22 protein-coding genes and 1 pseudogene are annotated in these 19,574 nt (G+C 42.8%); 2 read left to right on the top strand and 21 right to left on the bottom strand.

Going from position 1 to position 19,574, the window contains the following annotated elements; genetic code table 11:
* Positions 1-6: 6 nt before the first annotated feature.
* Positions 7-1,326, bottom strand: a complete 1,320-nt coding sequence (locus QMZ64_RS04850; RefSeq protein WP_265626305.1) for a DEAD/DEAH box helicase — start codon at positions 1,324-1,326, stop codon at positions 7-9.
* 255 nt (positions 1,327-1,581) lie between these two features.
* Here QMZ64_RS04850 and vrrA point away from each other — a divergent pair, with 255 nt between their 5' ends.
* A complete protein-coding gene (vrrA, locus tag QMZ64_RS04845; RefSeq protein WP_265626304.1) occupies positions 1,582-2,229 on the top strand; it encodes a VrrA/YqfQ family protein in 648 nt (215 codons plus the stop codon).
* Positions 2,230-2,349: 120 nt separating this feature from the next.
* On the top strand, positions 2,350-3,294 hold the full coding sequence (locus tag QMZ64_RS04840) for a 4-hydroxy-3-methylbut-2-enyl diphosphate reductase (RefSeq protein ID WP_265626303.1): 945 nt from the start codon (positions 2,350-2,352) through the stop codon (positions 3,292-3,294).
* Positions 3,295-3,319: 25 nt separating this feature from the next.
* Here the strand turns inward: QMZ64_RS04840 and QMZ64_RS04835 are convergent, their stop codons facing one another.
* From QMZ64_RS04835 to QMZ64_RS04740, 20 genes and pseudogenes are all read right to left on the bottom strand, one after another.
* Entirely contained in the window at positions 3,320-4,441 is a 1,122-nt protein-coding gene (locus QMZ64_RS04835; protein ID WP_265626302.1) for a Nif3-like dinuclear metal center hexameric protein, read from the bottom strand.
* Positions 4,438-5,085 carry a tRNA (adenine(22)-N(1))-methyltransferase gene (locus QMZ64_RS04830; RefSeq protein WP_301441155.1) on the bottom strand — a complete coding sequence of 216 codons (648 nt, stop codon included), beginning with the start codon at positions 5,083-5,085 and terminating at the stop codon, positions 4,438-4,440. The genes QMZ64_RS04835 and QMZ64_RS04830 overlap by 4 nt, the downstream gene beginning before the upstream one ends.
* Before the next feature lie 155 nt (positions 5,086-5,240).
* Positions 5,241-5,966: an endonuclease V gene (locus tag QMZ64_RS04825; RefSeq protein WP_265626300.1), complete on the bottom strand. Its 726-nt coding sequence runs from the start codon at positions 5,964-5,966 to the stop codon at positions 5,241-5,243.
* Positions 5,967-6,191: 225 nt separating this feature from the next.
* A complete protein-coding gene (locus QMZ64_RS04820; RefSeq protein WP_265626299.1) occupies positions 6,192-6,416 on the bottom strand; it encodes a hypothetical protein in 225 nt (74 codons plus the stop codon).
* Between the two features lie 11 nt (positions 6,417-6,427).
* Positions 6,428-6,846, bottom strand: a pseudogene (locus tag QMZ64_RS04815) (hypothetical protein).
* A 74-nt stretch (positions 6,847-6,920) separates the two neighbouring features.
* Positions 6,921-7,253: a hypothetical protein gene (locus QMZ64_RS04810; RefSeq protein ID WP_265626297.1), complete on the bottom strand. Its 333-nt coding sequence runs from the start codon at positions 7,251-7,253 to the stop codon at positions 6,921-6,923.
* 53 nt (positions 7,254-7,306) lie between these two features.
* Entirely contained in the window at positions 7,307-7,507 is a 201-nt protein-coding gene (locus QMZ64_RS04805; RefSeq protein WP_301441149.1) for a hypothetical protein, read from the bottom strand.
* 172 nt (positions 7,508-7,679) lie between these two features.
* Positions 7,680-7,958 (bottom strand): hypothetical protein, encoded by a 279-nt coding sequence (locus tag QMZ64_RS04800; protein WP_301441148.1) that lies wholly within the window; start codon positions 7,956-7,958, stop codon positions 7,680-7,682.
* A gap of 409 nt (positions 7,959-8,367) precedes the next feature.
* Positions 8,368-8,772, bottom strand: coding sequence for a hypothetical protein (locus QMZ64_RS04795; protein ID WP_265626295.1), 405 nt, complete (start codon positions 8,770-8,772; stop codon positions 8,368-8,370).
* A gap of 314 nt (positions 8,773-9,086) precedes the next feature.
* Positions 9,087-9,596 carry an Imm6 family immunity protein gene (locus QMZ64_RS04790; RefSeq protein WP_265626294.1) on the bottom strand — a complete coding sequence of 170 codons (510 nt, stop codon included), beginning with the start codon at positions 9,594-9,596 and terminating at the stop codon, positions 9,087-9,089.
* Positions 9,597-9,827: 231 nt separating this feature from the next.
* A complete protein-coding gene (locus QMZ64_RS04785) occupies positions 9,828-10,331 on the bottom strand; it encodes a cytoplasmic protein (protein WP_265626293.1) in 504 nt (167 codons plus the stop codon).
* Positions 10,332-10,474: 143 nt separating this feature from the next.
* On the bottom strand, positions 10,475-10,984 hold the full coding sequence (locus QMZ64_RS04780; RefSeq protein WP_065644182.1) for an Imm6 family immunity protein: 510 nt from the start codon (positions 10,982-10,984) through the stop codon (positions 10,475-10,477).
* Between the two features lie 16 nt (positions 10,985-11,000).
* Positions 11,001-13,013: a ribonuclease YeeF family protein gene (locus QMZ64_RS04775; protein WP_301441147.1), complete on the bottom strand. Its 2,013-nt coding sequence runs from the start codon at positions 13,011-13,013 to the stop codon at positions 11,001-11,003.
* Positions 13,014-13,038: 25 nt separating this feature from the next.
* Positions 13,039-13,302 carry a YwqI/YxiC family protein gene (locus tag QMZ64_RS04770; RefSeq protein ID WP_025811144.1) on the bottom strand — a complete coding sequence of 88 codons (264 nt, stop codon included), beginning with the start codon at positions 13,300-13,302 and terminating at the stop codon, positions 13,039-13,041.
* Positions 13,302-13,736 (bottom strand): YwqH-like family protein, encoded by a 435-nt coding sequence (locus tag QMZ64_RS04765; RefSeq protein ID WP_020452232.1) that lies wholly within the window; start codon positions 13,734-13,736, stop codon positions 13,302-13,304. The genes QMZ64_RS04770 and QMZ64_RS04765 overlap by 1 nt, the downstream gene beginning before the upstream one ends.
* A gap of 360 nt (positions 13,737-14,096) precedes the next feature.
* Positions 14,097-14,456, bottom strand: coding sequence for a cytochrome c550 (cccA, locus tag QMZ64_RS04760; RefSeq protein WP_020452233.1), 360 nt, complete (start codon positions 14,454-14,456; stop codon positions 14,097-14,099).
* Positions 14,457-14,810: 354 nt separating this feature from the next.
* On the bottom strand, positions 14,811-15,932 hold the full coding sequence (gene rpoD / locus QMZ64_RS04755; RefSeq protein WP_043928723.1) for an RNA polymerase sigma factor RpoD: 1,122 nt from the start codon (positions 15,930-15,932) through the stop codon (positions 14,811-14,813).
* Between the two features lie 206 nt (positions 15,933-16,138).
* Positions 16,139-17,962, bottom strand: coding sequence for a DNA primase (gene dnaG, locus QMZ64_RS04750; protein ID WP_265626287.1), 1,824 nt, complete (start codon positions 17,960-17,962; stop codon positions 16,139-16,141).
* Between the two features lie 32 nt (positions 17,963-17,994).
* Complete coding sequence (locus QMZ64_RS04745; protein ID WP_065644185.1) at positions 17,995-18,486, bottom strand: YaiI/YqxD family protein; 492 nt, start codon at positions 18,484-18,486, stop codon at positions 17,995-17,997.
* Between the two features lie 264 nt (positions 18,487-18,750).
* Entirely contained in the window at positions 18,751-19,563 is an 813-nt protein-coding gene (locus tag QMZ64_RS04740; protein WP_065644186.1) for a pyruvate, water dikinase regulatory protein, read from the bottom strand.
* Positions 19,564-19,574: the final 11 nt, after the last annotated feature.

The raw sequence follows: 19,574 nt of genomic DNA, 5'->3' as shown, positions 1-19,574 counted from the left end.
TTTCCCCTACTTTCCTTTTCTAAATTGCTTTCTTTTTTGCTGTCTTTTTATTTTATTGATTTCCGTCTGCATTTTCTTCTTATATCCGGGCTTGACTTTTCTCGGTTTTTTCACAAGCCGCTTGGCGACTTCATCCGTTTCATCAGGCGTTCTTTTTCGGTTCTGACGGCGCTTGCGGTCATCGATCTTTTTCCACTCGCCTTTTTCAAGCCTCATGTTTTCAAACACGATTCCCATCTGTTCTAGCTTCACAAGTGCATCTTCGTCAGATGTATCATAAAACGTCATCGCTGTTCCGGATGTTCCGGCGCGCGCTGTACGACCGACGCGGTGAACGTAAAAATCAAGATCGTCAGGCAGTTCATAGTTAATGACATGGCTGACGCCTTTAATATCGATTCCCCTTGCAGCCAAATCAGTGGCTATGATATAGGTGAATTCCAGATCGCCGATTTGCTTCATCACTTTTTTTCGTTCCCGCGGCGTAAGCCCTCCGTGAAGAAGCCCGACTTTCATCCCTTTGTCCGCCAGGTAAGCGGCGATTTCGTCAGCCGTTGTTTTTGTATTGGCAAAAACAATCGCCAAATACGGATTTAAATGGGTCATAACCTCGAGCAGCAGCTCATTTTTATTCCTGTGTCTGGAAGGTATGAGCACGTGTTCGATTTTTTCGGCCGTGATGTGCTTCGGCTCAACATGCGCATACCTCGGATTGGCCATGTACTTTTTCAGGAAAGGCTTTAATTTTTCGGGAATCGTTGCGGAAAATACGAGCATCTGCAAGCCTTCAGGCATATGCGATCCGATAAAATCGACATCTTCCAAAAATCCCATATCAAGCATTAAGTCCGCCTCGTCGATAACGAGCGAACCGGCTTTATGAACATCGAGCGCCTGCTCCCTGATCAGATCTGCAATTCGCCCCGGCGTACCAACCACCAGATGAGGTTGCGTTTTTAATTTGTCAATCGATTTTTGTTTATCGGTCCCGCCGATGAAACATTTAGAACGAACCGCTTCATCAGGCCCTAAAAATTTGGTGATTTTCAGGACTTCCTGATGAATTTGGTTGGCGAGCTCCCTTGTCGGAGCCGTAATCACGACTTGAACGAACTCTTTTTCAAGATCGATCCTGCTTAAGAGCGGGAGCAGATAGGCATGCGTTTTTCCCGTACCTGTCTGCGACTGCCCGATTGCACTCTCCCCTTTCAGCGCCGCAGGAATTAACCGCTTTTGAATATCAGTCGGCTCATAAAATCCCAAGTGGTGAACAGCCTCTATAATAAACGGCTTTAAATCGTACATTTCAAATTTCGTTTGTTTCATTTTCCCAACTCCTTCTTGGAAAGCCTTTATTCCGGCGATCCAAGCTTTATCCTATATGGCTGAATTGTGCGCTTATGTATCCTTTTTTATGCCGCACTGCTTAAAAAAAGGCTGATATCATGTCCATCATTAAATTATAACTGATCCTGCGGAAAAAAACCATCACCCCCGCCCTATTCGGGCCGGCGGCAAAGGCACTTCGCCACCGTTGGTGCATACCCTATCAAGAGAAGGATTTTGAAAGGAGGTACAAGTATGTTTCAGCAACAGCCGATGAGAAATCAGCCAAGACCGCAGATGCCGCAAAGGCCCGGCAGAGCCTTGATGCCGAGACATCAGGGGATGAGAATGCAGCCCCCTCAAGCGCAGCCCCGCGGCCTGCAGCAAATGTTTCAGCCGCTGGGCGCCGCCCAGCAGCAAGCAGGCGCGCGAGGAGGAGGGATTCAGGGGTTGCTCTCGAAATTTCTTCCCGGATCTGCCGCGTCCGGGGGAACAGGTGCGGGCCTCGGCGGAACCGGAAGCGGCCTTGGAGGCATTCAAGGTCTTGCCAATCCGGCTACCATTTCTAACATGCTCGGCAATGTTCAAAAAGCGCTCGGTGTAGCCCAGCAAGTAACGCCGATGATTCAGCAATACGGACCCCTCGTCCGCAATCTCCCTGGCATGGTGAAAATGTTCAGACAGCTGAATTCCGATGATACTGAAGCGGAGGACAGCGAACAACAAAAAGACGAACCGGACAACAAGACCGAAACGAGCGGCGAAAAGAAAGAAGAAATAAAAGTATCTTCCAAAACACCCGAAAAATCCAAAGCCGAAGAAATCAGAAAAAAACAGAGCCGTTCAGCCCCTCCGTCTGCAAAAAGAAAAACCGGAGGATCAAAACCTAAACTGTATGTATAACATTCTTTGATATCTCCTGCGGGATCAGATATAATGAGGTCTATAGAGACTGCAAAAATAAGCCGTTTTTTACGGCTTTTTATCATGCCCGGCTCTTACTTCTTTATAGGAGGACTAAGAATGAACGTAATTAAAATATCGCCGCGCGGCTATTGCTACGGTGTCGTCGACGCCATGGTCATCGCCAAAAACGCGGCTCTCGATAAAAGTCTGCCGAGACCTATATATATTTTAGGTATGATCGTTCACAATAAACATGTCACCGACGCATTTGAAAAAGAGGGCATTTATACGCTTGACGGTCCGAACCGGCTTGAGATTTTGAATCAGGTCGACAAAGGAACGGTGATCTTCACCGCTCACGGCGTTTCGCCTGAAGTCCGCAAAATAGCTGAGGATAAAGGTCTTGTCGCGATTGACGCCACCTGCCCTGATGTGACAAAAACACACGATTTAATCCGAAAAATGAAAGCGGACGGCTATCACGTCATCTACATCGGAAAAAAAGGACACCCGGAGCCTGAAGGAGCGGTCGGTGTCGCCCCGGATATCGTTCATCTTGTTGAAACCGAAGAAGACGTGGAAAGGCTGGACATTGATGCGGAGAAACTGATTGTCACGAACCAAACGACGATGTCCCAATGGGATGTCCATGATATTATGGAAAAAGTAAAAGAAAAATATCCGGATGTTGAATTCCACCAGGAGATTTGCCTGGCCACCCAAGTGCGTCAGGAAGCGGTATCCGAGCAGGCGAAAAAAGCCGACTTGACAATCGTTGTCGGCGATCCGAAAAGCAATAACTCGAACCGTCTCGCCCAGGTCTCCGAAGAAATCGCAGGTACGAAAGCATACCGGATCGGCGATTTAAGCGAATTAAAGCTGGAATGGCTCGACGGCGTGGAAACCGTCGCTGTAACGGCCGGCGCTTCGACCCCGACCCCGATTACAAAAGAAGTCATCCGCTTTTTAGAACAATTTGATCATGAAGACCCGTCAACATGGCAGATCAGTCACGAAGTACCTCTTCAAAAAATCTTGCCTAAAGTAAAAGCAAAAACCTGAAGCTCTTCAGCTTCAGGTTTTGTTTTTATACAAATGTAAACGGGTTCGTATTTGTATCTGATGGAAAGACGGCGACATCGTATTTTTTCTCCCGGCACATCGCCGTCAGCTTTTTCGCAACTCCGTTTTTCATGATTTGTTCGGCATAATGTCCGGGGTCGACCACATTCAGCCCGATCATCATAGCATCGTGCGCCGTATGGAAATAAAGGTCTCCTGTGACATATACATCGGCGCCCATTCGTTTTGCATGATGGATGTATTTGTTACCGTCGCCCCCTAATACAGCGACCTTCCTTACTTTCGCATCAGACTTGCCTACCATCCGCGCTCCGTTCGCTTCCAGCTTTTCTTTTACATAGCTGGCAAATGTTCCAAGTGTCATCTCTTCTTTCAATTCACCGATACGGCCCAGCCCTTTTTGGAGCGGATTCTGCTCGACGGGGTAAATATCAAAGGCCACTTCTTCATACGGATGGGCCTCATTCATCGCTTTAATCACGGATTTTTCAATACCTGACGGATAAACGGTCTCGATTCTTACCTCTTCGACCCGTTCAAGTTCGCCCCGCTTGCCGATAAACGGATCGGCTTCAGACAGCGGCTTGAAGCTGCCGACTCCTTCTGAAGAAAACGCACAGTGGCTGTAGGCGCCGATATGACCGGCTCCGGCGTCTCCAAGCGCTGCGCGCACCTGTTCTTCATAATCTTTCGGGACATAGACGGCAAGTTTTTTCAGCGGCTCTTCATAGGTCGGAACGAGCACTTTTGTGTTCTTTAATTCCAGCGCTTCCGCAAGCATGTCATTGACTCCGCCGTCAGCGACATCGAGATTTGTATGAGCCGCATAAACGGCGATATCATGCTTGATGCACTTTTCGATCAGCCTTCCCCCGGGCTGATCTGTGATGACATGTTTCAGCGGCCTGAAAACAGGCGGATGATGCGCAATGATTAAGTCAACGTTCTTTGCAATCGCTTCATCAACCGTTTCTTCGAGAACATCAAGCGTGACCATGACATTAGCCACCGTTTTGTTCAGCGTGCCGATTTGCAGGCCGATTTTATCGCCTTCAACGGCTAAAGACTTAGGTGAGAACTGTTCAAACAATTGAATGATTTCATGCCCGTTTATCGTTTTTGTCATCTTCTAAGTACCTCCTTTAAGATCTCTATCCGTTCTGACAGCTCAAGCAATTTTTGTTGATTTTCTGCACTCGGAGGAGCCGCTTCAATTTGTTGATAGATGTTTTCTGTATGTTTCAGTTCTTGCGACCATTTTTTGATAAAAACAGCATTTTGTTGTTTGGCCAAAAATGGGCCGACAAGCATGCCTGCCGCAAAGGAAACCCCATCGTAAGCCGCATCCCGATCGCCCGCTTCCGCGACAAGAACCTCATAGTACTTGCCGTCTTCTTCAAGGATTTCTTCATTGATCAGTGCATAGCCTTCCTGATAGAGCCACTCTCTAATATGGTGAGCGTGGATATTCGGCTGCAAAACCAAACGTTCCTTACCTGAGAGCTTATCCTTGCCCGCTTTTAGAATGTGAGCAATGAGCGAGCCCCCCATTCCGGCAATCGTGATCACATCAGCTTCGCCCTTTTCAATCACTTCAAGCCCGTCTCCTTTCCTTACGGATATGAGCGAACTTAACTGCAGTTTCTCAACCTGCTGTTTCGCAGAAAGAAAAGGACCATCTGTGATTTCTCCGGCGATCGCGGCGCTTGCCAGGCGATTCAACACACAATAGCAAGGCAAATACGCATGATCAGACCCGATATCAGCCACAACCGCCCCTTTTGTTATGTATTCCGCCACAGTCTGCAGCCTTTTCGATAACTTCAATTCATTCACAATTATCACAACTTTTCTAGATTCATTTTTCTTTTACTATCATATAAAAAATCGCTGTAGTTTCCAAGCTGGAACAGCAAATCAACATTCTACTCGGCCAATTTTTGATTTTCTCTGTAGTACGCACGTAAAGCATGTGTCTCAAGATCCGCGAGCCGAACCGGAATCGGCAGCCTGCTTTCTCGATTGATCAGGCTCATCGCGATGTCATAACTGCTGTCTAAATCAAGCAAATGTCCGCATGATAGAAAAATCGGTTTGACATCTTGCCTTGTCCGCACCGCACGTCCGTAGACTTCGCCATCAATCACAATATCGGTATAAGCGCCGAATTTATTATCAGGCATCACAAAATCAGTTTGTTTTATTTTCAAGTAAGTTTTCGCAATGCCGATCGTTGGCTTTTCGAGAAAAAACGCCGCATGTGTCGCAATCCCCATATGGTTAAAATGGAGATAGCCATTCCCGTCAAATAAAAAAACATCCGGTTCAATCGTCAGCTTCTTAGCCGCCTTTATAATAAGCGGCAGCTCCCTAAAAGCAAGAAACCCCGCGATATAAGGCACATCGATTTTCCCTGCACTATTTACTTTTTCAATGACACGCTTCGTATGAAAATCCAGCACGATGATACTGCAGACACCAAACGCTTCACCATCTTCCTCCCAATAAGCTAAATCAACCCCCGCACAGGTTTGCAGATCGTCTTTACTGATGGAGTTTACTAGATTGATATGTTTTTTTAGTTTTGTTTGTATCGTTAAAAAGTCATTTTCTTGGTTTAAATTAAAATCGTGTATGTTGTTGATGTTCATCTTTAAATACCAACTTTCTATCATCCCATTTTTTTAAGCGCCTTTACCAGATCATATCTAAATTGTTCAGTTCATTCAAAGTTACTGATTCATACCGGGATAAGCCGGGACAGTAAGATGTCTTATAGAATGATCAGCATATAAAAAAAGAACCCCTCAGCAAGCAAAAAATGGGGAGCTCTGTTTGTCTTTTGGTAAATCGGGGTATGTTTTAATCATTCATTATTATTCTTTATTTCTCAGCTTCATCGTCATACTGTTTACACCCTCAAAAACAGCGTCCCGTATGACCTCAGTGTAATTCTCATAACTGTCGCTTTTGGCTTTAATGATATCTAGAACTTGTTTAAATTGTCCATCTATGATAATCGTAATGCCTTCGACCTTTTCACCTGTCTGATCATTCACAAATTCCTCATTTAACATGGTTACCGTATCATGACTATTCATAAGACACTCTCCTATCTTTTTGAAAATAAACTTTTCCCTTTATGATTGATCCAATACTTTTGATTTGCAGGAACTAGACTTGTAAAGTCCTCATAAATCCCGCTCCAGTTATTCGGTACATATTCTTCATAAGATGCCGGCTCTGGGTACATGGAATACAACTTTCGCTTATCAAAATCAATTAATAATGATGGACTGAAATCTAACAGATCATCAGTTGCATTGTGTTGAAAAATTTCATGCATCAGATGATTTAAAGCTCACTCTCATCAATGAAATCATCTAGTTGAAACCCTTTAGCTTTGTAGGCCTCGTCGAGTTTATTATAATCTAAAAACCATACATCTTTTTCTGTGACATACCAGTTCCATGCGTTATTATAAACAACCCCAACTATTATATTTTCAGCATACGTTGGTTCTAATAACATTTTAGCTCTCCCCCCCCCCCTTAACGTTCTCAGTCACTCATTTTTTATTATCCTGCCATTAGCAGCGTACTCTTCTATCCACTCCATCCATGGAGCAGGAACTGTATTTGGAATACTAACTCTGCCATTTTATCTATACGAACCCTGCTTGCATTTGGTGGAATTCCGCCTTGAACTCGTCTGTAAGTAACCACATCAGTTGATGGACTTACCTTTTCAACTGTTCGATTAGCGCTATCAATCATGTCTGTAACCTTTTTATCTGCTTTACTCCTATTTACAGGTGAATAAGAAACAGGCATATTTCTGGTATGTACACGATTCAAATAGTGACCCATACCCCCAATAGCCACTGCAATCATCAGGCTTTGTTTACGCTTTTCTTCAGATAATTGATTTCCAAACATATCGCGGCCGGCTCCGGATGCATGGAATACAACTTTCCCTGATTATCAGCTGGCTATTTATATTTAAGTTCCCCTGCTTTTTGCAGGGTGGCTTCTATATGGGCCACTAATTTTTCCGGTCTTCTCGTTTCCATGTCTTCTAACGGGTTTTCCCAGTCCTGATTCTTTATTAACAGCATATAAAAAGTGCCTGAAGGATCAATATCTATGTACCAGCCGACATCTAAAATCAAGCGGCTTTCTTTATGCTCCAACTGCAATAATGATGACGTAAAGTTAAACCAGTCATCACTGTCTTCCTCTAACTGATCTGGATCGATATCAATTAGTTTATTATAAGAGACGGTCCATCCTTGAGGAATTCTCAGACGTAAATAGTCAGGAGGTCCTTCAAAAATGAAAATGTTTCCTCCAAATGCCGCCGCTTCAATTTTCCAAATTGATCCGTTCCAATTCGTTCACTAACTGCCGGCGATCTTCAACATGGATTGTGTCAATCGTTTCTCTATGATTATCATAAATATGAATAAGATATTCATCCTGGCCTTTCATGATTTTAACCGCAGCATGATATTTTTGTTTTTCTAATTCTAATAATTTGGTATTTGGTTCAACTTGTTCTTGAGTGACGGTTAAATTATTATATTTAATGAGCCAGCCGCTTGGTATATTTATAGGTTCTAATGATTTTTTGGAATTAGACAAAGTGTTCACTCCTGATTTGTATATTCATCTCTTGAGTTCAGGTCTTGTCCTCTTAATTGTTTTACTTCCAAGTTTTATACAAATAATGTGTCAGTACTTTACTATTTGCAATAGATGATGATGGAGGATCATTCTATTTCACACAGACCAAACTGCCGACACTAGAATACAAAGGACTGTGTCCACAAGCTCTCCTACTTGGAGCAAGCAATAATCATGATCGTCTTCTTGTCTTTTATGTATGACAAAATGAAATATGAATAATCATATATTGATTTCTTTTTTCAACTATCCATGCATTAAGAAACCTTGCAAGCTATTGCCAATCAAAGTTTCTATAAAATCATATTTTATTGTCCCGTCATAACTCAATAAAGCCTTTCGAAAATAGGAGTTACTGTTTTCTTAATCAAAATCCTTGGTCAAAGTCTATTTCATACAAATCTACCCATTCTATAAAAGTCGGCATTGATTTAGTGGTAATAAACTCATTAATTATACGGTAAGCTAAGTCACGATCCACATAACTGCAAGACGGAACCTTCATTGGCTCCCCACCTACTAAATGTTCCACCGTTTCTATTTCAACATTTTTATTCATTGGAACTAGGTAGTCTGGATGTCTCATTATAAAGAAACCATATGGTTCATTATAAAAGAAAATTAACCATTCATCACAGCCCACTACTTCAAAACATGAATCACCGCTTCCTTGCTTCCAATAATCCTCGCCTTTTTCAAATATAATACTTCTTATAAAATCATCATTCGGGTTTTCAATTGGTTCTTCAACCGGTCCATTATAAGTGATCATATTCATACCACCTTATTTGGTAGTCTCAATTATTATTGGCTTGTTACTCTTCCGCATCTTTCATAAGCCCTGCGTAAGATTCAGCATGAGTTAGTTGAGCATGTCCTAAGTGTTTTAGGTGTTTTATCTATTTCCAGCTTGAGCCCCGAGACAATTTCCGCCCCTTTCAAATCCGCGTTTTTCAGTTCATGATCCAAAAAAGGGTCTTCCATATAAGAATTGGATCCCCTTTGCTTGACAATCAAGTGCTTTATTCTTAACTTTAGGAGCGGTTAATAAACATATATTAAACTTACGATTGAGTTCTTTCCTAATTAAAATAACTTTATAAACTCTTCTCTTTTTGTGGGGATCTCCTCGTTTGTACTCTGATAATCCTCAATGCCCTTTCTAATCTTTTCAACCTCTTTCGATCTGATAAAACCAGTTTCCACTGCACTGTTTAAAAAGATGGTAATGCTATCTTTATTTATACCTTCTAAAGCTTGTGGTAAATATTTTACTTTTTCTTTTTTATAAGCTTCCCAAGAAGTATAAGCGACAGCATCAACCAATAGTGACCACAGCCTAGCAATATTCAAGTCTTCTTCTTCCTCAGCAAATTCTGAAATTCCTGTAAAGTCTGCGTTATCAATAAGCTCGTATAAGTCATCACCAGTAACGGCATAAGATTCAACCCATAACCAACATTTGTCCAATGCTTGTCTTCCTTCCGGATACCTTTCATCGTCTATGCTGATTACAGAAAATACTCTTTCGGCAACTGTTAAAACAAATCCTGCTTTAACTTCATTTTGTAAATTGCCCAAAAAAATATTATCCATGATTCCCCCCTTATTCACACGGAAAATTGGAGTGCCGATGTGGTCGGCTGTTCTACGTAGACGCTTTTCTTTATGCTCTAACTGTAGGAAGTGATAAGCTGAACTTTCTCGTTGTAATTCATTTACCTTTATATACATTAACTTGTTATCACTAAACTGTCTCAAATTTTCAAAGAGCCTTGAAAAGCATACGGCCAATCAAGGTTTGCAAGTGATTATATTTATTTTTTCTTATTCGTTGCTACTAGATGGGACAAAGACAATAAATTCCCCTTTAGGATATGTCCGCTTCCAACCGCAAGGCCATCCGCCTTCTTTATATATCTCAAAAACCTTTTCATAAAAATTATTTGTTTTTCCATTGACCAACCGATTTAAAGCACACATTGTGAGGTCTCCTTCAATCTCCTCATGAATATCTACATAATCAAACGGAAGAAAATTTTCAGAGTAATTTTCATAGTCACCGAAATACTCGTATAATTCATCTTGCTGAGTAGCTAAGTCTAAATCGTATATCTTTTCTACAATATTTTCAGTTCCGAATGACTTAACATTCTCCCACACTGTATCAACTTCATTTAAATCTTGTGACCAAGCAAAATTTTGCGCATCACTAAAACTATTAATGACTTGCAAATTAGGTACACTAAAGTTCTTATTGAAAAACATCTTGTTATTACGAATAAAGCTCATTACTTCTTCGACTAATTGAGTCTTCTTACCAAAATTCATTTAGATAACCACCTTTTCAATAACTCTTCGGTTTCACCGCCTCTGTTCCAAATAGGGAGCTTTTTCTTTTTTCCACTTTTATAAAATTCTTTAGATATTCCTATTCAAAATAAGAAAGCTGGGATATCCCAACTTTCTTATTTTTATTCTGCACTATTAAGTAAAAAATCTTGAATACTCTCCCTGGAAACTTTTTCTGACCCCTCTTTTTTCAAAAACTTCAAAAAAGCTTTTTCTTTTTGACCTGGATTTTTAGATAATAAACTAAAGTGACTATGAAATTCCTCAAATAACTCGTAAGAATCAATAGATTCGATGGTTTCAGGTAAATACTCATCTTTCTGATATTTATATGCTTTGTATATTGTATAAGATATTGCATCAGCAATACATATCCAAGCATCTAGATCATCTTCATTTGATTCAAGCTGCATTAAAGTTAAAATCCCTGTGTCATCTAAATTTTCCAGGTAAGTATAAAGATCGTCTGCTTCTATATTCTTGTGTTCAAGCCACTTCCAGCAGGCATCTAATGCTTCTTTTATATAATTGAAATCATTTGATTGTTTTAATGTAGGAACTATTGCTTCACAAAGTCCTAAATAATATGCAGATTTTAAATGATCATTCAATTCTTCCCACTCTTGAAACATCTACTACACTCCTCAATTAAATATATTCACCATTTTTAATAACTAAATTCAATCTTCCATTTGGCTTGATTCCTTGAATAGTCTCAGAAGTTACTTCTATCGTTAAATTAGGAAACACATTGCTGAATTGCTTAAATATTCCAGATGGCACATTCGGATTATTTAGTCCTTGAATACAGGTTGGACAAACTCCTTTAGGATTAGATTGGTGAATTTTTAATGTTCCTGTTATTTCAGCAGGATTTTTTCCTAAAGCTTCTACTTTGCTTATAAAGTCATTTAACACGCCTTCTTCAGCATGTCTTGTTGCACTTGCGATTTTTCCCGGAGATTTTATAGGTCTATCTGGCATTACTGAGTCTAAATCGGGAAGGCCGGCTTCTTTTCTAACTTTAGGCGATCCACCCTCAAATACTAAATTTTCCAAACCTTCCACATCTGTCTTTCCAACCGCAACAGTGTCAGTTTTAGGAACATTCCATTTTTGGCGTAGAACATCTAAATCAGCTTTTCCAACATCTATTTTACTACCAGTCCTATTGGCTCCCTTACTGACGTTCCCCCCACCACTCACCATCTTCACAATCCCAAGCTCTTTCACCGGCGTTTTTTCCACATTCACGCGCACAATTGGGGTGCCGATGCGGTGGCCTGTTGCCGAGGCCGGCTGTTCGACGTAGACGCGGACGTTTGTCGGAACTTGGAAGGATTTCACCTTTTCAAGGATGTTGTTTCCTTTTTGTACCAGCGCCACTTTTGGCGATTTGGCGAGCGGAATGTTTTTGCCGGCCGTTTTGGCCAATGTTTGAGCGCCGTGGTTTGCCGTTTTTGCGACAGCACCTGCACCGACGAGACTCAAAGCTGCTTCGATCAGGCCTTGTTTCCGCCTCTCTTCAGAAACTTTGTTTCCAAACATGTCCTTGCCCGTGACGGCTTCTGAGAACCCATTTGAAGCGACAAGGCCGTAGGCGCCCATTTCCGTCATTTTCAAGACGTTCAACGTTTTTGAGGCTTTGTAAGCGTCAAGCGCGTGTTCAGCGGCGATGAGTCCTTTTCCTGTTTTATAAATGGCTTTGCCGCCTTTGAAGGCTCGGCCTGCCCACCCTACAATCGGAATAAATCCTGCTGCCGCCATTGCTCCGGCGGCGACACGCTGGCCGTCTGTCAGCTTTTCTCCTGTGACCGGGTCGACGCCTTCAGCGGCTCTCTTATAATCATAATACCCGCTGACTTCTCCGACAAATGTTCCGGCTGCGTCAAGCGCTTTTAAATACCAAGGCTTGTTCGCTTCTTCTTCTTGTTTTTCCTGAAGCCTGCGCGCTTCTGCCTGTTCATTTTTGAATTCAATATAATTGGCGGCTTGATTTTCGACTTCTATCGTATTTTTATAGATCTCGCTTGAGTGGAACGATTTCAAGCTAAAATACATCGGCGAGGCGGTTTTTCCGTGGCTTGTAGCTTCCATCAGCCCGGAATATTTGCCGAGCACAGCGCTGTCGAGCGCTTGTAAGTTTGTGTATTCGGTCTTGAGCGATTCATCCAGCTGATTAACGGCGTCGATGGTGTTTTGCCGGGTTGTTTGCGCTTTAGACATTTTATCAATATAATCGTCGAGCGTCCAATTGTCCAAGTCAACGATATCGCTGATACTTGCGATGATTTTATCCATTTCCAGCTTGAGCCCCGAGACGATTTCCGTCGCTTTCAAATCAGCGTTTTTCAGTTCATGATCCAAAAAAGAGACTTCCACATAAGAATCGGACAGCTTTTTGTCCTTTATATCACCCGATACACCTTTAAAAAAAGCAATCTGCGCTTCAACAAGCTTTAACCAGCTGTCTACGATCTCTGCCTGTCCTTTGTAGAAGTCTTTAATGTTGTCGGCACCTTTCCCCTGAAAATTTTCACCTAAATCAGCGACCCCAAGAAACGCTTTTTTGAGCGTCTGCAGTTGATCCTCAAAGGTTTCGTATTGTTTCTTGCGGTTATTCGCTGCTTCAATTAAAGAATGCGCTTCAAATACTTTCATTGAATTGTCCTCTCTAACCTAAGGGCTATTTTCTGGCGATTGCTTTGTCCTGCTCTTTCAGCAAATCGACATTTTCCTTCGTATCCTTTATGTTTTTGTGTACGGCTTTTTTGTAATCGGCCACCATCTGATGAATGTTCTGCTCGCGTTCGTGGCACTTTGTCACATATGTCAATTTATTTTTCCCCGCCGCTTTCGGAGGATTTGGCAGGTCTAGGGCATCGAGCGCCTCTCTTACGGCCTCCAGCTTTTTGATGACCGCTTCATGTTTCAGCTTGATTGTCGTCATTAAAACCAGCTCCAACTGTTTTTGATTGAGCGGAGTTTATCGCTCAACTGATCAACCGCTTTTTCTCCGAGAGAAAGCAAATGATCCGCCTCTTTAGCTGCCGCTCCCGCCAATTCAAGGCTGTGTTTTTCAATTTCCAGCGCAAAAATTTTTCTCTCCAGCTGTGAAATATAGCCTTCGTACTTTCCGTTCACGATGTTGTACATTGATGTATGAGCTTCATCCCGTTCGTCATCAAAATCATTGGCGAAGTCCCCCGTCCAGTGGCTGTTCAGATGAGGGTGCAAGATTTGTCTGATCTCGACAATCCCGGTTTCGTGTTCTTTCTCAATCTCCTTTTTTGCTGTTTTGACACGTTCAATCCGGCTTTCTACATCAGCCAGCTTTTGGTTAATCGTGCTGTGGATATGATTCAATGTGCTCTCATGACTCATATGATTCACCTCAGGGAAATACTCAAATAGACGGATGGCACCAGTGCATCCGCTACATTTTCTCCATTTATATAATAGTAGAATAGATGCAATCTTACTTAAATAGGGTGGATTGCTTATTTTTTCCCCTGTAAAGCTGGAATGCGCCCCCAAAAAAGTAACAAAGGCCTATTTCCGGCAGACGCATCATCCTCTTAAAGGCCGGGACCGAAAATCTAAATAGTCCAAAAATCACCCTTCAACATGACTCACCGCTAAGCAAAAACCCCCGTTTAATGAAAACAAAAAAGGATTCGCACAAAAGCTCTTGTCTAAGCTTTCATTACGAATCCTTTTGGTGATTTAGCCAATCTGGAAAAGCTATTTAATCTCTGACACCCATTTTGCCATATCATCAAGCTTTTCCGCCGGAACAAGTCCTCCCGGCATTCCGTTACCGCCTTTTTCAATCTTTTCTTTAATCGCACCTGTATCCATCCGGTCCCCGACGCCCTTCAGTTTAGGACCTGATACACCTTCATAATTCTCGCCGTGGCAGGTTACACAGTTCGCTTTGTAAATTTCTTCAGGCGAGGCATCCGCCTTGTCTTCTTGAGCTGTTTTATTCCCTTCGCCTGCAATTTCTTTTTCGTCATAAAGGCCTTTTATGGATAAGATAAAAACAAGTCCTATGCCCATAATGGCGATTAACAAAAATGGTATCAATGGATTGCGGTTCATTTTACATCCCCCTTTTTAATTTACCCCTGCCCCTTATGTAAACAATTCTAATTCTACTTTAATTTTACAAAAAGTAAACCGATTATGAAACAAAAGCTGATGAAGTTCACATTTTAGACAAAATAACGGATGATGAAGTGATTGTTCATTTTCCATTTAAAGACCAGTTTTTGAATACGGTTACAACAACAATTATAAAGGGCTTTTCCTTCGATCTCAAGGTTATAATGACTCAAAATGCACTTTTGGATATTTGCAAATTCGAAAGAAATTAAGTAAAATATAATCGGGTTACCAATAATAGCGCTTTCATTATGTCGTGAAAAAAGAACGGATCTCCTGACCCGTTCAAGTTTATTCGAGAAAATCTTTCAAGCGTTTGCTTCTGCTTGGATGTCTTAATTTACGAAGTGCTTTAGCTTCTATTTGACGAATTCGTTCTCTTGTTACCCCAAATACCTTACCAACTTCTTCTAATGTTCTTGTACGACCATCATCAAGGCCGAAGCGAAGGCGGAGCACATTTTCTTCACGGTCTGTCAATGTATCCAGTACATCTTCAAGCTGTTCTTTCAGCAATTCATATGCTGCATGATCTGACGGAGAAGTCGCTTCCTGATCCTCAATGAAGTCTCCCAGATGTGAATCGTCCTCTTCACCGATCGGAGTCTCAAGTGAAACCGGTTCCTGGGCGATCTTTAGGATTTCACGGACTTTTTCAGGCGTCAGATCCATATCTTCCGCAATCTCTTCAGGCGTTGGTTCGCGGCCGAGATCCTGAAGGAGCTGCCTTTGAACACGAATCAGCTTGTTGATGGTTTCAACCATATGAACAGGAATCCTGATCGTTCTCGCCTGGTCGGCAATCGCTCTTGTAATCGCCTGTCTGATCCACCATGTGGCGTATGTGCTGAATTTATATCCTTTGCGGTAGTCAAACTTTTCTACCGCCTTCATCAGGCCCATGTTTCCTTCCTGAATAAGGTCAAGGAAAAGCATTCCGCGGCCGACATACCGTTTTGCGATGCTGACGACAAGTCTCAAGTTGGCTTCAGCGAGACGGCGCTTCGACTCTTCGTCGCCTTCTTCGATTTTTTTCGCGTATTCGATTTCTTCTTTTGCAGACAAAAGGTTTACCCGTCCGATTTCTTTCAGATACATGCGGACAGGGTCGTTTATCTTAACGCCCGGAGGCACGCTTAAATCGTTAAGGTCAAATTCTTCTTCGGCCTTGGCCAGCTGTTGAATATTAGGATCCTCAGTTTCTTCGTTCTCGCTAATTAATTCAACGCCTTGTTCTCCTAAAAATTCATAATACTCATCCATTTGGTCTGATTCGATCTCGAAGCTGGACATGCGCTCTGCAATTTCTTCATATGTGAGCACTCCGCGTTTTTTTCCGGCTTCTGTTAATTGATCCCTCACCTGTTCAAATGTGAATTCAGTTTCGGTCTCGTGTGCTTGTTTATCAGCCATTCATGGATCCCTCCTTCCAAAACTTACAGACGAATTCTAAAAGCATCCCGCTTTTTTTGTTCCTATTTCACGAGTAAAGCCTTCTCTCTCTTCTATGGCTTCACGGGAAAGCAAATCATAAATTGACAATATATGATTAGGACAAGTAGCTTTTGCTCCTCCGTTAGGATTCATTGCCAAAAGCTTTTCCTATTATATATAACGGTTTATTTCAGCGAACGGTTCAGCTTAACAATTTCCTGTGCCAAAGTTGCCGCTTTGATGAAATCTTTTTGCCTCTCGGCTTCCGCCCTTGCAGCTTCTTTTTCTTTTATCATTGACCAATTTCGATAATTCAACACTTTTTTTACATAATCAGATAATTCCGCTTCACTTAATTCTTCGTTCACCTGAAGCATTAAGATATCTGTCAGAAGCTGACCGAGTTCCTGATCCTCAACTCTTTTAAAGAGCTCCTGGATGGAAATGTCCGCTCCTTCTTCATACATGGCGTACAAATAAGCGGCAATCGCGCGGTGCTGATCAAGATTGAATTCAAAGCCCACCCGGTCTAAAACCTTTCGAATGACGTCCCGATCATGAATCATGTGAGCCAGGAGCATCCGCTCCGCGTTCTCATGAGCCGGCCGAAGCCCCGTCTTTCTTCGCGGCGCGCGCGAAACGGCCGCCTGCCGCTCTTTTGAGTCCTGACGGCTGCTTTCCCTGCTGCGGCTTACAGCCTGCTTTTCAAATACGGAAAGCTGATCCTTCAAGGATTCAAATGAGATTGAAAATTCATTTGCCAGCTGTTTGATGTATATTTCCTGTTCCAAAGGGCCGCTGAGAAGGCTGACTTCCTTCAGTACATCATTGATATAGGCTAAACGGTCTCCTTCATCAGACAGGTTTCTGCCCTTGCGGAAATAGTTCATTTTAAACGTCATCATCGTAACGCTGGCCCCTATTACATCATTCTTGAATTTCTCGCTGCCGAATTTTTTGATGTAGTCATCGGGATCCAGCCCGTCAGGTATCATGGCCACCTTGACGTCGCAGCCTTTTTTCTGAAGAATCTCCGCCGCTTTCAGCGTGGCTTCATAACCGGCATGATCCGAGTCATAGCACAGGATGACCTCTGCGACATTTCGCCTGATGATCTTCGCATGTTCTTCTGTCAGCGATGTGCCCATCGTGGCGATCGATTCTTTCACACCGGAACTGACGGCTGAAATGACGTCGGCAAATCCTTCAAAAAGGACGGCCCTCTCTTCTTTTCGAATGTGAAGGCGGGCCTGATGGAAATGATAGAGAAGCTTGCTTTTTCGAAAAAGCGGCGTTTCCGGGCTGTTCATGTATTTTGGCTGCTCCCCGGTGAACGTCCGTCCGGAAAAAGCGACCGTTGCGCCGTGATGATCATGAATCGGAAACATAATCCTGTTTCTGAAACGGTCAAAATAGCCGTCACCGTTCTCGCGTCTGATGATGAGTCCGGCTCTTTCCATCAGCGCAAGATCAAAACCTCTCCGTTCCAAAAACTTTGTGATGAAATCCCATGAATCAAGGGCGCATCCGATTTCAAACTGCTCGATCTGCTCCATCTCAAAGCCTCTTCCGAGCAAATAATCTAGCGCTTCCTGGCCTTCCTTTGTATTGACCAGCAAATGATGATAAAATTTCTTTAACAGATCATGAGCTTCCGCCATTTTCTGTTCATCCGAACTGCCTGTGCTGTATGCTGATACAGCTGCAACCTGCTCCGGCAGATCTATTTGATATTTGTCCGCCAGGTGAGAGACGGCCTCGGTAAATGAATAGCCTTCCATTTGTCTTAAAAATGAAAAAACATTCCCTCCCGCTCCGCAGCCAAAACAATGAAAAATCTGTTTTTCTCCGGAAACGGAAAAAGATGGCGTATTCTCACCATGAAAAGGACAAAGCCCAAAATAATTACGCCCCTGTTTTCTCAACTGGACGTACTCTCCGATAACTTCTACGATATCAGCTGATTTTTGCACCTGTTCTACAATTTCGTCTGGTATACGATTGCCCATGTTCCAACACTCCGTCGTACATAATTCGCTGCTTAGTACGTAAATCCTTCAATTTTCGACAAGATTTTTTGCAGCTCTTTGACAAATCGCTCTCGGTCTTCCTTGACCAGTTTTTTCGGACCTTTCGTGTAACGTCCGCTTCTTCTCAATTTTTGTGCGACGTGACGGCGGAAAAGAGCATGATCAATGGTGTCCTCTTCGAAAAGAAAGCCTCTCTCCGACATCACATAGACCTTTTTGCCAAGCAAAAGCGATGCCAGCCCGATATCTTGTGTCACGACGACATCACCTGGTCGAACATGGTTGGCAATGTACAGATCGGCTGCTTCTTTGTGCGGATCGACATATGTCCAATTCTCTTCTTCTTTCCTTGTGACTTGAAAATGCTCGAATGAAGCCACGAATACCACCTTTACGTCGAAATCCGCCGCTGTTTTGAGCACTTCATCTTTCACCGGGCATGCGTCTGCATCGACAAAAATCGTCCTTTCTTTTTCAAGAAGACTAATTCTCCATCCCTCCATCAATCTCCTGCTATAAATACAGGCAAAATCACACAGGTTTCAAAAATAATCGATCTATAAGAATTTGTCGAAAGTTTTTTCCGGGAAATTCTTGACACGATACCCATAATAGTTTATTCGTTCTGTACTAAGCTTAAACCTAAAAGTTAATTATTTTATCACAATTTTTTATTATAATACAAATGGGTTAAAGATGCTATCATTTTCACTTTTCCCAAAACCATCAAAGCAAAAACCCAGGATGGGGTGTCCTGAGTTTTATTCTTAGACCCTTTTTGTCATCATGTTGTGAATTATGTTGGCCGTTTCCTCTACCGCTTTATTTGACACGTCTACGACATTGCAGCCGATGCGGCCGACGATCTTTTCAAAGAACTCCAGCTCTTCTTTGATGCGATTGATATTAGCGTAAATCGCTTTGTCGTTGAGGCCGAGCGATTTCAGGCGCTCCTTGCGAATATGGTTCAGCTTATCCGGGCTGATTTTTAACCCGATGCATTTAGACGGATCAACGGTAAAGAGCTCTTCGGGAGGATCCACCTCGGGAACGATCGGAACGTTTGCCACTTTTAACCGTTTGTGCGCCAAGTATTGGGATAACGGAGTTTTGGACGTTCTCGACACACCGATCAGCACGATATCCGCTTTTAAGATGCCCCTCGGGTCTCTGCCGTCGTCATATTTCACGGCAAATTCGATGGCCTCTACCTTCTTAAAATAATCTTCGTCAAGCTGCCGGACTCTGCCCGGTTCGTATTTCGCGCTGAAGCCGTAGACCGTCTCCATTTTCTCAATCAGCGGGCCGATGATATCGTAATACACGACATTCGCCTTTTCCGCTTCGGCGATTAAAAAATCACGAATCTCCGGGACAACAAGCGTAAAACAGATGATGCCGCCGTCCGCTTCTGCCAGCGAGATCACTTCTTTTATTGTTCCGCGGTCTTCGACATAAGGAATCCGCCTGATGTTTGTCTGCTCGGATGAACCGTTAAACTGGCTGATAGCCGCCTTGACTACGAGCTCAGCGGTCTCGCCGACAGAGTCTGATACAACATAAATCGTCCGATTACTCATGATATCCCTCC

It is taken from the genome of Bacillus sp. LB7, from assembly GCF_030449715.1.
In the GTDB taxonomy this organism is placed as follows: domain Bacteria; phylum Bacillota; class Bacilli; order Bacillales; family Bacillaceae; genus Bacillus; species Bacillus paralicheniformis.
The sequence above is the reverse complement of the archived record's forward strand: the minus strand, read 5'-3'. Positions and strand labels throughout refer to the sequence as shown.